The 13,429-nt window shown below is 70.4% G+C and carries 12 protein-coding genes; 8 read left to right on the forward strand and 4 right to left on the reverse strand.

From position 1 onward, the window contains the following. Positions 1 to 49 precede the first annotated feature (49 nt). Genes AB5J55_RS09155 through tyrS form a run of 3 tightly spaced genes read left to right on the forward strand, consistent with a single transcriptional unit; the run spans position 50 to position 4,288 of the window. Positions 50 to 1,573 (forward strand): TldD/PmbA family protein, encoded by a 1,524-nt coding sequence (locus AB5J55_RS09155; RefSeq protein ID WP_369270161.1) that lies wholly within the window; start codon positions 50 to 52, stop codon positions 1,571 to 1,573. Further along, positions 1,570 to 2,964 (forward strand): metallopeptidase TldD-related protein, encoded by a 1,395-nt coding sequence (locus tag AB5J55_RS09160; RefSeq protein WP_369270162.1) that lies wholly within the window; start codon positions 1,570 to 1,572, stop codon positions 2,962 to 2,964. The genes AB5J55_RS09155 and AB5J55_RS09160 overlap by 4 nt, the downstream gene beginning before the upstream one ends. Positions 2,965 to 3,019: 55 nt before the next feature. Beyond that, entirely contained in the window at positions 3,020 to 4,288 is a 1,269-nt protein-coding gene (tyrS, locus tag AB5J55_RS09165; protein WP_369270163.1) for a tyrosine--tRNA ligase, read from the forward strand. A gap of 80 nt (positions 4,289 to 4,368) precedes the next feature. Here tyrS and AB5J55_RS09170 read toward each other — a convergent pair whose 3' ends face one another. Beyond that, the gene (locus AB5J55_RS09170) at positions 4,369 to 4,653 is read right to left on the reverse strand and encodes a GlsB/YeaQ/YmgE family stress response membrane protein (RefSeq protein ID WP_369270164.1); all 285 of its coding nucleotides are present in this window, start codon (positions 4,651 to 4,653) and stop codon (positions 4,369 to 4,371) included. A gap of 244 nt (positions 4,654 to 4,897) precedes the next feature. Here AB5J55_RS09170 and AB5J55_RS09175 point away from each other — a divergent pair, with 244 nt between their 5' ends. Together AB5J55_RS09175 and AB5J55_RS09180 are read left to right on the forward strand one after the other, a co-directional pair. Next, entirely contained in the window at positions 4,898 to 5,296 is a 399-nt protein-coding gene (locus AB5J55_RS09175; RefSeq protein WP_369270165.1) for a DUF3099 domain-containing protein, read from the forward strand. 213 nt (positions 5,297 to 5,509) lie between these two features. Continuing rightward, positions 5,510 to 5,737, forward strand: a complete 228-nt coding sequence (locus AB5J55_RS09180; RefSeq protein WP_328428660.1) for a hypothetical protein — start codon at positions 5,510 to 5,512, stop codon at positions 5,735 to 5,737. On the opposite strand, the gene moaA is transcribed toward AB5J55_RS09180, so the two are convergent. The 3 genes from moaA to AB5J55_RS09195 form a co-directional block, all read right to left on the reverse strand. Continuing rightward, positions 5,720 to 6,709 carry a GTP 3',8-cyclase MoaA gene (gene moaA, locus AB5J55_RS09185; protein WP_328428659.1) on the reverse strand — a complete coding sequence of 330 codons (990 nt, stop codon included), beginning with the start codon at positions 6,707 to 6,709 and terminating at the stop codon, positions 5,720 to 5,722. The genes AB5J55_RS09180 and moaA overlap by 18 nt on opposite strands. Before the next feature lie 160 nt (positions 6,710 to 6,869). Further along, positions 6,870 to 8,489, reverse strand: a complete 1,620-nt coding sequence (locus AB5J55_RS09190; RefSeq protein ID WP_369270166.1) for a cation acetate symporter — start codon at positions 8,487 to 8,489, stop codon at positions 6,870 to 6,872. Then, positions 8,486 to 8,842, reverse strand: coding sequence for a DUF485 domain-containing protein (locus AB5J55_RS09195; protein ID WP_369270167.1), 357 nt, complete (start codon positions 8,840 to 8,842; stop codon positions 8,486 to 8,488). Before AB5J55_RS09195 ends, AB5J55_RS09190 begins: the two co-directional genes overlap by 4 nt. Before the next feature lie 387 nt (positions 8,843 to 9,229). Between AB5J55_RS09195 and AB5J55_RS09200 the strand changes: the two genes are divergently transcribed. From AB5J55_RS09200 to AB5J55_RS09210, 3 genes are all read left to right on the forward strand, one after another. Next, positions 9,230 to 10,759: a S8 family serine peptidase gene (locus tag AB5J55_RS09200; protein ID WP_369270168.1), complete on the forward strand. Its 1,530-nt coding sequence runs from the start codon at positions 9,230 to 9,232 to the stop codon at positions 10,757 to 10,759. Between the two features lie 47 nt (positions 10,760 to 10,806). Then, positions 10,807 to 12,219 carry a CoA transferase gene (locus AB5J55_RS09205; RefSeq protein WP_369270169.1) on the forward strand — a complete coding sequence of 471 codons (1,413 nt, stop codon included), beginning with the start codon at positions 10,807 to 10,809 and terminating at the stop codon, positions 12,217 to 12,219. 127 nt (positions 12,220 to 12,346) lie between these two features. Next, a complete protein-coding gene (locus AB5J55_RS09210; RefSeq protein ID WP_369270170.1) occupies positions 12,347 to 13,327 on the forward strand; it encodes a CopD family protein in 981 nt (326 codons plus the stop codon). Positions 13,328 to 13,429: the final 102 nt, after the last annotated feature.

A 13,429-nucleotide genomic window follows, 5' to 3' on the forward strand; every position in this document is an offset into this window, starting at 1 on the left:
CCGCGCGACATGATCGGTGCCGACAGGCCACGACAGCAGGGAGACCTCCGTGCCCCATACGATCGATGAAGCCTTCACGGCGCTTCCGCTACGCGCCCTGGCCGACGCGGCGCTGGCCCGCGCGCGTGCGCTGGGTGCCGAGCACGCGGACTTCCGGTTCGAGCGGGTGCGCAGCGCGTCCTGGCGGCTGCGGGACGCCAAGCTCGCCGGGTCGTCGGACACCACCGACCTCGGGTACGCGGTGCGGGTCGTGCACGGCGGCACCTGGGGGTTCGCGTCCGGGGTGGATCTGACGCTGGACGCCGCCGCCAAGGTCGCCTCGCAGGCGGTGGCGATGGCGAAGCTGTCCGCGCAGGTGATCAAGGCCGCCGGGTCGGACGAGCGGGTGGAGCTCGCCGACGAGCCCGTGCACACCGACCGGACGTGGATCTCGTCGTACGAGATCGATCCGTTCACCGTGCCCGACGAGGAGAAGTCGGGGCTGCTCGCGGACTGGAGCGCGCGGCTGCTGGCGGCGGACGGGGTCAATCACGTCGACGCCTCGCTGCTCACCGTCCACGAGAACAAGTTCTACGCCGACACCGCCGGGACCGTGACCACTCAGCAGCGGGTCCGGCTGCACCCGCAGCTGACGGCCGTGTCGGTGGACGAGTCGACCGGCGAGTTCGACTCCATGCGCACCATCGCGCCGCCCGTGGGACGCGGCTGGGAGTACCTGACGGGCACCGGCTGGGACTGGGGCGACGAGCTCGCGCGCATCCCCGAGCTGCTCGCCGAGAAGATGCGGGCGCCGAGCGTCGAGCCGGGGCCGTACGACCTCGTCGTCGACCCCTCCAACCTGTGGCTGACCATCCACGAGTCCATCGGACACGCCACCGAACTGGACCGCGCCCTCGGCTACGAGGCCGCCTACGCCGGCACCTCCTTCGCCACCTTCGACCAGCTCGGCAAGCTCCGGTACGGCTCCGACCTGATGAACGTCACCGGTGACCGCACCGCCGAACACGGCCTCGCGACCATCGGATACGACGACGAGGGCGTCGAGGGCCAGTCCTGGGACCTGGTGAGGAACGGCACGCTCGTCGGCTACCAGCTGGACCGGCGGATCGCGAAGCTGACGGGGTTCGAGCGGTCCAACGGGTGCGCGTTCGCCGACTCCCCCGGCCATGTGCCGGTGCAGCGCATGGCCAATGTGTCGCTGCAGCCGGATCCGGCCGGGATGTCGACGGAGGATCTGATCGGCGGCGTCGACCGGGGCATCTACGTGGTCGGCGACCGGTCCTGGTCGATCGACATGCAGCGCTACAACTTCCAGTTCACCGGGCAGCGGTTCTTCAGGATCGAGAACGGGCGGATCACCGGCCAGCTGCGGGACGTGGCCTACCAGGCGACGACGACGGACTTCTGGGGCTCCATGGCCGCGGTGGGCGGTCCGCAGACGTATGTCCTGGGTGGCGCCTTCAACTGCGGCAAGGCGCAGCCGGGGCAGGTCGCGGCGGTCTCGCACGGCTGTCCGTCGGCCCTCTTCAAGGGAGTCAACATTCTCAACACCACACAGGAGGCCGGTCGATGAGCGCCCGTACCAACAAGCCGCACGAGATCGTCGAGCGTGCCCTGGAGCTGTCGCAGGCCGACGGGTGTGTCGTCATCGCCGACGAGCAGTCGACCGCCAATCTGCGCTGGGCCGGCAACGCGCTGACCACGAACGGCGTCACGCGCGGGCGGACGCTCACCGTCGTCGCGACCGTGGACGGCAAGGAGGGCACGGCCTCCGGGGTCGTGTCGCGGGCGGCGGTGACGGTGGACGACCTGGAGCCGCTGGTGCGGGCCGCAGAGGCCGCCGCGCGCGGCGCCGGGCCCGCCGAGGACGCGCAGCCGCTGGTGGCGGACGTGCCGGCGTCGCCGGACTTCACGGACGCCCCGGCCGAGACGTCGTCCACGGTGTTCGCCGACTTCGCCCCGGCACTCGGCGAGGCCTTCTCACGCGCGCGTACCGGCGGCCGGGAGCTGTACGGCTTCGCCAACCACGAGATGGTGTCGACGTACGTGGGCACGTCCACCGGGCTGCGGCTGCGGCACGACCAGCCGAACGGCACGCTGGAGCTGAACGCCAAGTCCCCGGACCGCACCCGCTCGGCGTGGGCGGGGCGCTCCACGCGGGACTTCAAGGACGTGGACCCCACGGCACTGGACGCCGAGCTGGCCGTACGCCTCGGCTGGGCCGAGCGGCGCCTTGAACTGCCGGCGGGCCGGTACGAGACGCTGCTGCCGCCGACCGCCGTGGCCGACCTGCTGATCTACCAGTTCTGGTCGGCTTCGGGGCGGGACGCTGTCGAGGGGCGGACCGTGTTCTCCAAGCCGGGCGGGAAGACACGCGTCGGCGAGAGGCTGAGCGAGCTGCCGCTGACCCTGCGCAGCGACCCGAACGAGCCGGGTCTGGAGTCCGCGCCCTTCGTGATCGCCCACTCCTCCGGGGGCGATCAGTCGGTGTTCGACAACGGGCTGCCGCTCGGCGCCACCGAGTGGGTGCGTGCGGGCGAGCTGAAGCACCTCACGACCAGCCGGCACAGCGCGGGGCTGACCGGTCTGCCGGTGGCGCCGGCCGTCGACAACCTGATCCTGGACGGCGGCGAGGACCGCTCGCTCGAGGAGATGGTCGCGAACACCGAGCGCGGGCTGCTGCTGACCTGCCTGTGGTACATCCGCGAGGTCGACCCGGCGACGCTGCTGCTCACCGGCCTGACCCGGGACGGGGTGTACCTCGTCGAGAACGGCGAGGTGACGGGCGAGGTGAACAACTTCCGGTTCAACGAGTCGCCGGTGGGCCTGCTCGGGCGGGCGACGGAGGCGGGGCGCACGGAGAAGACCCTGCCCAGGGAGTGGGGTGACTGGTTCACCAGGGCGGCGATGCCGGCGCTGCGCGTCCCCGATTTCAACATGAGCTCTGTCAGTCAGGGCGTATAACCTCGTAGTCGGCTGTCACCCGGCTGCCCGAGATCTTCAAGGAGACACGAGAACCGTGACGGACATCGTCGACGAGCTGAAGTGGCGCGGCGTGATCGCCCTGTCCACTGACGAGGACGCATTGCGCAAGGCGCTCGCGGACGGTCCCGTCACGTTCTATTGCGGTTTCGACCCGACCGCGGCCAGCCTGCACGTCGGCCACCTGGTCCAGGTGCTCACCATGCGCCGCCTCCAGCAGGCGGGCCTGCGCCCGCTGGCGCTGGTCGGCGGCGCGACGGGCCAGATCGGCGACCCGCGCCCGACGGCCGAGCGCACGCTGAACGACCCGGAGACGGTCGCGAACTGGGTGAACCGCCTGCGCGCCCAGATCGAGCCCTTCCTCTCCTTCGAGGGCGACAACGCCGCGACGATGGTCAACAACCTGGACTGGACGGCCGGCCTGTCGGCCATCGAGTTCCTGCGGGACATCGGCAAGCACTTCCGTGTCAACAAGATGCTGACCAAGGACTCGGTCGCCCGCCGGCTCCAGTCCGAGGAGGGCATCAGCTACACGGAGTTCAGCTACCAGCTGCTCCAGGGCATGGACTTCCTGGAGCTGTACCGGCGCCACGGCTGCACGCTCCAGCAGGGCGGCAGCGACCAGTGGGGCAACCTCACGGCCGGTCTGGACCTGATCCACAGGCTGGAGCCGCACGCCAATGTGCATGCTCTGGCGACGCCGCTGATGACCAAGGCGGACGGCACCAAGTTCGGCAAGACCGAGGGCGGCGCCATCTGGCTCGACCCGGAGATGACGACGCCGTACGCGTTCTACCAGTTCTGGCTGAACGCGGACGACCGGGACATCTCCACCTACATGCGCATCCTGTCCTTCAAGTCCCGTGCGGAGCTGGAGGAGCTGGAGAAGCAGACCGAGGAGCGTCCGCAGGCCCGTGCCGCTCAGCGTGCGCTGGCCGAGGAGCTGACGACGCTGGTGCACGGCGCCGATCAGACGGCCGCCGTGATCGCCGCGTCCAAGGCCCTCTTCGGCCAGGGCGAGCTGGCGGAGCTGGACGACCGGACGCTGGCCGCGGCGCTCTCCGAGGTGCCGCACATCCAGGTCGAGCAGCTCGGCTCGGTCGTCGACCTCCTCGCCGAGGTCGGCCTCGTGGCCAGCAAGTCCGCCGCGCGGCGCACCGTGAAAGAGGGCGGGGCCTACGTGAACAACGTCAAGGTGGCCGGCGAGGACGCGGTGCCCGCGAAGGAGGACCTGCTGCACGGGCGGTGGCTGGTGCTGCGGCGCGGGAAGAAGAACCTGGCGGCCGTCGAGGTCACCGGGGTCTGAGCGGACGCACCCATGGCGATGGGGCGGCCTCCTGGAAGGGAGGCCGCCCCATCGCCATGATCACGCCCACATCGTCATGATCACGCTCGGTTTTGCTGCTTCCTCTTGCCCAGCGTCGCCATGTACAGCATGTCGCCCAGGTACACGATGATCACCGCGGCGACGATCTGGAAGATGTGCCGGCTCCAGTCGATCCCGCGGGTCGACTCGACGCCGAACCCCCGGGCGACGGCGTTGCCGGCAATGGCGCCGAGGATGCCGAAGATGGTGGTCAGCCAGAGCGGGCTGTGCTGCTTGCCCGGGATCAGCAGTTTCGCGATCAGACCCAGCACGAATCCCACGATGATGGCCCACAACCAGCCCATTGCTGCCTCCTCGTACGGCTCGGGGTGAGCAGTACGCCCAGTCTTGGTCCGGCCCTGGTACGCCGCATGCCGGGCACCGCCATACGCGTTACGGCTGTCGGTGTTCCTCCAGGTGGCAGGTGCCCCGGTCTCGTAGGCGGCGGAGGCGAGGCGTACCGTGGGAGGTGTCCCGGCCCGGGTCCCCGACCGAGGGTGCACGGGTGCGGTCAGGGGAGAGTCCGATGCGGGCGGATGGTGGAATGTGATGCGGAAGCTGCATGCGAGCGGCAACACCGAGGTGTTCCGGATCACCGGGGCCCGGGCGGGTCTCCAGGACGATGTGCGCGCCCGGCAGCGCCGGTACATCATCTCGATGTCGGTCCGTACGCTGTCGGTGATCCTCGCAGCCTCGCTGTGGAACGTCGAACGCCATGTCGCGATCGTGGCGTTGGTGCTCGGCGCGGTACTGCCGTACATCGCGGTGGTGATCGCCAACGCGGGGCGGGAGAACGCGCCAGGTCTGCCCTCCACGTTCGTGACCGCGCCGATGCGACCGATGATCACGCCGCCGCGGACGAATGACGGTTTCGCGGAATCGGTCCCGGAAGATGTCGTGGGCGACTCCGCGCCAGGAGCACAGAGCAAACCCCGCGACGGGGTGTGATCCCGCGGACCCCTTCCCTCCGGAAGCCGACTCCAAGCCAAGCTCAGGAAAAGCTCAGATCAATAGTGTTGTTCCGGTGCCGGGCGACGGGTTACCCGTGACATACTTCGTAGGCGCTCCGCATCCCCCGTCGGAGCGACAGACCGACGCCGGGCAGCTCCCCCCGTGGCTGCTCGGCGTCGCCTTTTGTGCGCGAATCTGTGAGACGAATCTGTGAGTGACGAGACGCCGATCTGCTCCGCCAAGGGGTGCCGTGCCGACGCCGTGTGGGTGCTGGCGTGGAACAACCCGAAGATTCACACGCCGGAGCGGCGCAAGACGTGGCTCGCCTGTGAGGAGCACCGCGAGCATCTGTCGCAGTTCCTCGGGGTGCGGGGGTTCTTGAAGGACGTGGTCCTGCTCGCGGAGTGGGAAGAGGTCCCCTCAGCCACCGATGGCTGACATCGGCCGGTCCGGCTGCACGAACGACGGGTCGTCCAGGCCCGCTCCCGCCTTCTTGCCCCACATCGCCAGCCGCCAGATGCGGGCGATCTCCTCGTCGGGGGCGTCGGAGCGCAGCGCCGCGCGCAGATCCGTCTCCTCCGTGGCGAACAGGCATGTGCGTACCTGACCGTCAGCCGTCAGGCGGGTGCGGTCGCAGGCCGAGCAGAACGGGCGGGTGACGGAGGCGATGACGCCCACCACGTGCGGGCCGCCGTCGACGAGCCAGCGCTCCGCCGGGGCCGAGCCGCGCTTCGCCTCGCCCTCGGGGGTCAGCTCGAAGCGGGTGCGCAGGGACGTCAGGATGTCCCCGGCGGTGATCATGCCGTCGCGCTTCCAGCCGTGCTGGGCGTCCAGGGGCATCTGCTCGATGAAGCGCAGTTCGTAGTCGTGCTCCACGGCCCAGGCCAGCAGGTCGGGGGCCTCGTCGCCGTTCAGGCCCGGCATCAGCACCGAGTTGACCTTGACCGGGGTCAGGCCCTCCTCGCGGGCGGCGTGCAGGCCCTCGATGACGTCCTTGTGGCGGTCGCGGCGGGTCAGGGTCTTGAAGACGTCCGGGCGGAGGGTGTCCAGGGAGACGTTGACCCGGTCCAGGCCCGCGGTCTTCAGAGCGGCGGCGGTGCGCTTGAGGCCGATGCCGTTGGTTGTCAGCGACATCTGGGGGCGGGGCTCCAGGGCCGCGACCCGCTCGACTATGCCGACCAGGCCGGGGCGCAGCAGGGGCTCGCCGCCGGTGAAGCGGACTTCCTCGATGCCGAGAGAGGTGACGGCGATGTCGATCAGGCGGACGATCTCGTCGTCCGTGAGCAGGTCGGGCTTGGCCAGCCACTGCAGGCCCTCCTCGGGCATGCAGTAGGTGCACCGCAGGTTGCAGCGGTCGGTCAGCGAAACCCTCAGGTCGGTGGCCACTCGGCCGTAGGTGTCGATGAGCACGTGGGCCCCCTCCCTCGTCACGACCAGATTCAACTTCGTTCACCTGCGAGCCTACGCGACCGCACTGACAGCGACACCGGCCCGATCCCACGACGTACGACGCGGCCGCGTCGTAGGGATCTACGACACGGCCGCTCGGAACGCACTTTCAGGGGGCTTGCTAGTGGGCGCCGGTGCCGGTCAGGGACCGGACCTCCAGCTCCGCGTACTTGCCGGCGTCCGGCTCCTCCTTCGACAGGACCGTGCCGAGCCAGCCCATGAGGAAGCCGAACGGGATGGAGATGATGCCCGGGTTCTTCAGCGGGAACCAGGCGAAGTCGACGTCGGGGAACATCGCCTTGGGGTCGCCGGAGACGACGGGCGAGAACAGCACCAGGCCGACGGCGACGATCAGACCGCCGTAGATCGACCACAGCGCGCCCTGGGTGGTGAACCGCTTCCAGAACAGGCTGTAGAGGATCGTCGGCAGGTTGGCGGAGGCCGCGACCGCGAAGGCCAGGGCGACCAGGCCGGCGACGTTCAGGTCGCGGGCGAGGGCGCCCAGGAGGATGGAGACGGCGCCGATGCCGATGGTGGCGAGGCGGGCCGCCCGGACCTCCTCCTTCTCGGTGGCCTGGCCCTTCCTGATGACGTTCGCGTAGATGTCGTGGGCGAACGACGAGGACGAGGCCAGCGTCAGACCGGCGACGACCGCGAGGATCGTCGCGAAGGCCACCGCCGAGATCGTGGCGAGCAGGATCGCGCCCCACGCCGAGTCCACACCGCCCAGATGGAGGGCGAGCAGTGGTGCGGCGGTGTTGCCGGACGGGTTGGACGCGATGATCTCTTCCTGGGAGATCAGCGCGGCGGCGCCGAAGCCGAGGGCGATGGTCATCAGGTAGAAGCCGCCGATGATGCCGATGGCCCAGTTCACGGACTTCCTGGCGGCCTTGGCGTTGGGCACCGTGTAGAAGCGGATCAGGATGTGCGGCAGGCCGGCGGTGCCGAGGACCAGGGCGATGCCGAGGGAGATGAAGTCCAGCTTGGAGGTGCCGGTGGCGCCGTACTGCAGGCCGGGCTCCAGGAAGGCGGCGCCCTTGCCGCTGTTCTCGGCGGCCTTGCCCAGCAGGTCCGAGATGTTGAAGTTGAACTTCAGCAGCACCAGGAACGTAATCAGGATCGTGCCACCGATCAGAAGCACGGCCTTGACCATCTGGACCCAGGTGGTGCCCTTCATGCCGCCGATGGAGACGTACACGATCATCAGGACGCCGACGAGACCGACGATGAGGATCTTGCCCGCGTCGGAGGTGATGCCGAGCAGCAGCGAGACCAGGACACCGGCACCGGCCATCTGGGCCAGCAGGTAGAAGATCGACACGACGATCGTGGAGGTGCCGGCCGCCGTGCGCACCGGACGCTGGCGCATGCGGTACGCGAGGACGTCGCCCATCGTGTAGCGGCCGGAGTTGCGCAGCGGCTCGGCCACCAGGAGCAGCGCGACCAGCCAGGCGACCAGGAAGCCGATGGAGTACAGGAAACCGTCGTAGCCGAACAGGGCGATGGCGCCCGCGATGCCGAGGAAGGACGCGGCGGACATGTAGTCGCCGGAGACGGCGAGGCCGTTCTGGAAGGCGCTGAACGACCGTCCGCCCGCGTAGAAGTCGGCGGCGTCCTTGGTCTGACGGCCCGCCCACACGGTGATGAAAAGGGTCGCGACCACGAAGAGCGCGAACAGGGTGATGATCAGCGGCCGGTGCTCGCTGGCCTCGTTGGCCGCAAGGGTCATCGCGGGGCTCATGCGCCGCCCTCCATACGGGTCTTGATGGCCTCGGCCTTGGGGTCGAGCTTGGCGCTTGCGTGCCGCGCGTACCACCAGGCGATGAGGAACGTGGTGACGAACTGGGCGATACCGAAGACGAACGCGACATTGATGTTGCCGAACAGCTTGGTGCCCATGAAGTCGCCCGCGTAGTTGGACAGCAGGACGTACAGCAGGTACCAGGCGATGAAGGCGACGGTCAGCGGAAAGGCGAAGGAGCGGTAGGAGCGGCGCAGTTCACCGAACTCCGCGCTCTCGTGCACCTCGACGAACTCCTCGGTGGAGGGGAGTTTGTGTTGCTCTTTCGAGGGGGGCGGTGCGTCGGTGGCCACGGAGTCTCCTCGCGTTGCGGGCGCTGTTGCGACGGTGGACGGGGGCGGTTCGGGGATCGGGGACGGATCAGGGGTGGGGGACGGCTCGGGTACGGGCATGACGGCTCTGTTCCTCGCAGTGACGCGGATCACTTGAACCGGCTGGCGATGCTAGGGCCCCGGCACGTGATCCAACAGGGGGCTCGATCGTGCTCGCGCCTCCTGTCCAAGGTCACGGCGCCACGCGAGGACCGGTTCAACTCCCCGCACTTCTTTCCGAAGTCGATCGGTCGGATTGCTGGCCAGCAGGTTCGGGGATAGCTTCGCCTCTGCACCACTCGTCATGTACCTGCCTGAGCGCCCAACCGGTGTCTCGGGCGGTCTCGTTCCGGATGATGTGGAGAACCCATGGCTCATCTGCGGTCCAGACGCCGACTCGGCCTCGCCGTCCCGCTCGCCCTGTCGCTGACGGCCTCGCTCGGATTCCTGCCGACGGCGGCATCGGCCTCAGCCGCACCTCCCGCGCAGCCCGTCGCGCAGGTCACGGACGCACCCTCTTTGGCCTACGTCGTCAACACCCGGCAGGACCGCCGCACGATCGAGTCGGTGAAGAAGGCGATCGCCACGGCCGGCGGCACGGTCGTGATCGCGTACGAGAAGATCGGCGTGATCGTCGTCCACTCGGCGAACCCCGACTTCGCCAAGACGATGCGCAAGGTGCGGGGCGTCCAGTCGGCGGGTGCCTCGCGTACGGCCCCCCTGACCGCCGCCGGGACCACGGACGAGGGCCCCGCCCAGCTCATGACGGAGCAGCAGGCGGCACGGACGCAGAGCGCCGCGGCGGGCGCCGACGAGCCTCTCGAGGCCGATCAGTGGAGCCTGCGCGCCATCGGCGCCGACCGGGCGGCGAAGATCGACCCCGGCAGCCGCAGGGTGACCGTCGCCGTGATCGACAACGGCGTCGACGACACCCACCCCGACCTCGCGCCGAACTTCTCCGCCGGCCAGTCCGCGAACTGCGCGGGCGGCAAGGCGGACACCAGCCCCGGCGCGTGGCGGCCGTACACCACCGCCGACGCCCACGGCACCCATGTGGCGGGCGAGATCGCCGCGCCCCGCAACGGCATCGGCATCGCCGGCGTCGCCCCCGGTGTCAAGGTCTCCGCCATCCAGGTGAGCGACCCGGTCAACGGCCTCTACTACCCCGAAAGCGTCGTCTGCGCCTTCGTGTTCGCCGCCGATCACGGCGTCGAGATCACCAACAACAGCTACTACGTCGACCCGTGGCTCTACAACTGCATGGACGATCCGGACCAGCGGGCCATCGTCGACTCGGTCAACAGGGCCCAGCAGTACGCCCAGAAGAAGGGCACGCTCAACCTGGCGTCGGCGGGCAACTCCAACCACGACCTCGCCTCCGACGCGATCGTCGACGCCAGCAGCCCCGACGACTCGACCCCGGTCGAGCGCACCGTCGACCCGCACGAGTGCTTCGACGTACCGACGCAGCTGCCGGGCATCGTCACGGTCAGCGCGACGGGCGTGCAGAACGTCAAGTCGTACTACTCCACGTACGGTTACGGCGTCATCGACATCGCGGCGCCGGGCGGCGACCGGCTCTACCAGATCCCGGACACCCCGTCGAAGAACGGGCGCATCCTGGCCACCCTCCCGGACGGCAAGTACGGCTTCCTGCAGGGCACGTCGATGGCCTCCCCGCACGCCGCGGGCGTGGCCGCGCTGCTGAAGTCCCGGTACCCGCACGCGACCGGCGCCCAGTTGCACGCGCTCCTGAAGGCCCAGGCGGACAACCCGGGTTGCCCGGAGTCGTACGACCAGGACGGCGACGGCAAGCAGGACGCGGTGTGCGAGGGCGGCAAGCGGTTCAACGGCTTCTACGGGTTCGGCATCGTCAACGCGCTGGACGCCGTCGACTGAGTCGAAAACGACTCCGTTGACTGAGTCAAATACTGCATAGTGCAGTCATGACTCCGATCAGCACTCCGATCAGTTCTGCCTGGTCCGCGGTGGGCGGCGATCCCGCCCTTCTTCCGCGGCTGTCGATCGTGGAGCGGGAAGGCGCGTTGCGTGCGCGCCTTCCCGTACGGGAGTTGGCGCGCGCGTGCGTGGGCGCGTGTGCGCTGGCCGCCGCCGAGTTGGGGGCGCGGCGGGCCGGGCTTGGCGAGGTGCCCGGGGTGCGGCTGGACGACGGGGCGATCGCCACCGCGTTCGTGAGCGAACGGCATCTGCTGGTCGACGGGCGCGCACCGGTCAACTTCGCCCCGATGTCGCGGTTTTGGCGCACGTCGGACGGCTGGGTCCGCACCCATGCCAACTATCCGCACCACCGGGCCCGGCTGCTGGCCGCGCTGGGGGTGGCGCAGGAGGATCCGGACGCCGTGGGGGCGGTGCTCGCCGAGCGTTCCGCGCGCGAGGTGGAGGACGCCGTGTACGCGGCCGGCGGGCTGGCCGTGGCGCTGCGTACGCCCGAGGAGTGGGCGGCGCACGAGCAGGCGGTCGCGGTGGCGCGGCGGCCGCTGGTCGAGCACGAGCGGTCGGACACGGCACGCGCGCGTGCGCTCCCGTCCCTCGACGGCGCTCCCCTGCTGCCCGCCGCCGGGGTACGCGTACTGGACCTGACACGGGTCATCGCCGGACCGGTCGCCACCCGCACCCTCGCGCTGCTCGGCGCCGACGTCCTGCGCGTGGATGCGCCGCAGCTGCCCGAACTCCCCGACCAGCAAGCCGACACGGGCTTCGGCAAGCGCTCGGCGACGCTGGACCTGACGACGGACCGGCGGGCCTTCGAGGAACTGCTCGCGACGGCCGACGTCGTCGTCACCGGGTACCGGCCGGGCGCCCTGGACCGGTTCGGGCTGTCGGCGCGGGCACTGACCGAGCGGCGGCCGGGGCTGGTCGTGGCGGAGGTGTCGGCCTGGGGGGCGTACGGGCCGTGGGGCGGGCGGCGCGGGTTCGACAGCCTGGTGCAGGTCGCCACCGGGATCGCCGCGACCGAGGGAGGCATGGCCCACGGATCGGCCGGGCGACCCGGAGCGCTGCCCGCGCAGGCCCTCGACCACGGGACGGGATATCTGCTGGCGGCTGCCGTGCTGCGCGCTCTGACCGAGCAGTTGGACCAGGGGTACGGCCGTTGCGTACGGCTGTCCTTGGCGCGTACGGCGAAATGGCTGACGACCGGGATCCAGCCGGGCACGGAGGGGACCTTGGCATCGGAGGAGTCGGAGGCGTACGACGCTCCCGACGCCTGGCTCACCGAGCGGGACAGCGCGCTCGGGCGGCTGCGGTACGCCCGGACGCCGGTGTCGTTCGCGGGCGGTCCCGTCGACTGGGCGCGGCCGCCCGGGGCTTGGGGCGCGGATTTGGCGCGGTGGGTCTGAGCGCCGGGGGGCACCGGCGCCGTACCCCCGTACGGAATGCCGCACCACCACTTGTTTTCCGGTGCTTGCCCGACTATGTGATTTTTGTGAAGATCTTGAGGTGACGTTGACAAGACCTTCCCCCGGCATGATCGACGGGAGTGCTCCAAGACCCCGTCCCGGCGTCAGCCGGGCCGTGGCCGTTCTCGTCCTGGTCGCGCTGGCGGCGCTGATCCCCCTGCTGGGGCCGTCGGCCGCGCTGCACGGCACCGGGGAGGCCGCCGCGCCCGGCACCGGTGGGATCGGGCTGCTGCGCACGGTGCTGTTCGCGGCGCTGTGCGTCCCGGTGGGCGAGCTGTTCGTGAACCGGCTGGCCCGGTCCGTGCCCGGCGCTCCCCCGGCCATGCCCCGCAGTTGGGCGCCCTACGCTGCGACGGCCGGTTTCGTCGCCGCGCTCGCCCTCGCGTCGGTCGTGTCCACCGGCAACCTCGTGCCGAGCAGCCCGGCCGACCTCGACGTGGGCGGCCTCTACGCGACGCGCGACGGCAAGCTCGCGCTGCTGGAGGTCAACGCCTTCGCCGTGGCCGGGCTGTGCGCCCTCTCACGCCGGCCGGCCACCCAGCTCTGGCCACTGGCCGCGGTCGTGGTCGCCGAGGCGCTGCGCGCGCATCCCACGACCGAGCACAGCCCCCTGCTGGGCTCCGGTCTGACGCTGGTGCACCTGACCTGCGCGACGCTCTGGGTCGGCGGGCTGCTGTACGCCCTGCGGACCCAGCACGGATGGGGCGTCAGGGAGGCGGGCGCGGCCCTGCTGGGCCTCTACGCGCGCGTGGCGGCCGTGCTGCTCGCCGCCATCACGGCGACAGGGGTGTGGAGTTCGCTGCGCCGGATGCCGCCGGACACGGTCCTGCACCAGCTGACCGAGACGGCGTACGGACGTGCCCTGCTGGCCAAGGTGATCCTGATGGTGGCCGTGGTCGCGCTCGCTCTGTGGGCACGGATCCGGCTGCACCGCGCGGCCGACCCGCTGGCCGCCTGCTCGCCCGCGCGGGCGGAGGTCGTCGCGCTGGGCGTGGTGGTCGCCGTGTCGGGGCTGCTGACGGCCCTTCCGGTGCCGATCCGCTGGTGAGGTCCGCGGTGAGGGCGGGCTTGTGAGGGCTCCGCGGTGAGAGCGGGCTCGACGGTGAGGGCTCCGCGATTCGGGAGGGGCTCGACGGTGAGGGCTCCGCGA

Origin of the sequence: Streptomyces sp. R11 (assembly GCF_041051905.1) — a bacterium.
Lineage (GTDB): Bacteria > Actinomycetota > Actinomycetes > Streptomycetales > Streptomycetaceae > Streptomyces.

Bases quoted from the DNA above. Each gene is read 5' to 3' on its own strand.
- AB5J55_RS09205 (WP_369270169.1), top strand. From the start codon at position 10,807: ATGACTCCGATCAGCACTCCGATCAGTTCTGCCTGGTCCGCGGTGGGC.
- AB5J55_RS09200 (WP_369270168.1), top strand. From the start codon at position 9,230: ATGGCTCATCTGCGGTCCAGACGCCGACTCGGCCTCGCCGTCCCGCTC.
- AB5J55_RS09210 (WP_369270170.1), top strand. From the start codon at position 12,347: ATGATCGACGGGAGTGCTCCAAGACCCCGTCCCGGCGTCAGCCGGGCC.
- AB5J55_RS09170 (WP_369270164.1), bottom strand. From the start codon at position 4,653: ATGGGCTGGTTGTGGGCCATCATCGTGGGATTCGTGCTGGGTCTGATC.
- AB5J55_RS09190 (WP_369270166.1), bottom strand. From the start codon at position 8,489: ATGAGCCCCGCGATGACCCTTGCGGCCAACGAGGCCAGCGAGCACCGG.
- AB5J55_RS09175 (WP_369270165.1), top strand. From the start codon at position 4,898: ATGCGGAAGCTGCATGCGAGCGGCAACACCGAGGTGTTCCGGATCACC.
- AB5J55_RS09160 (WP_369270162.1), top strand. From the start codon at position 1,570: ATGAGCGCCCGTACCAACAAGCCGCACGAGATCGTCGAGCGTGCCCTG.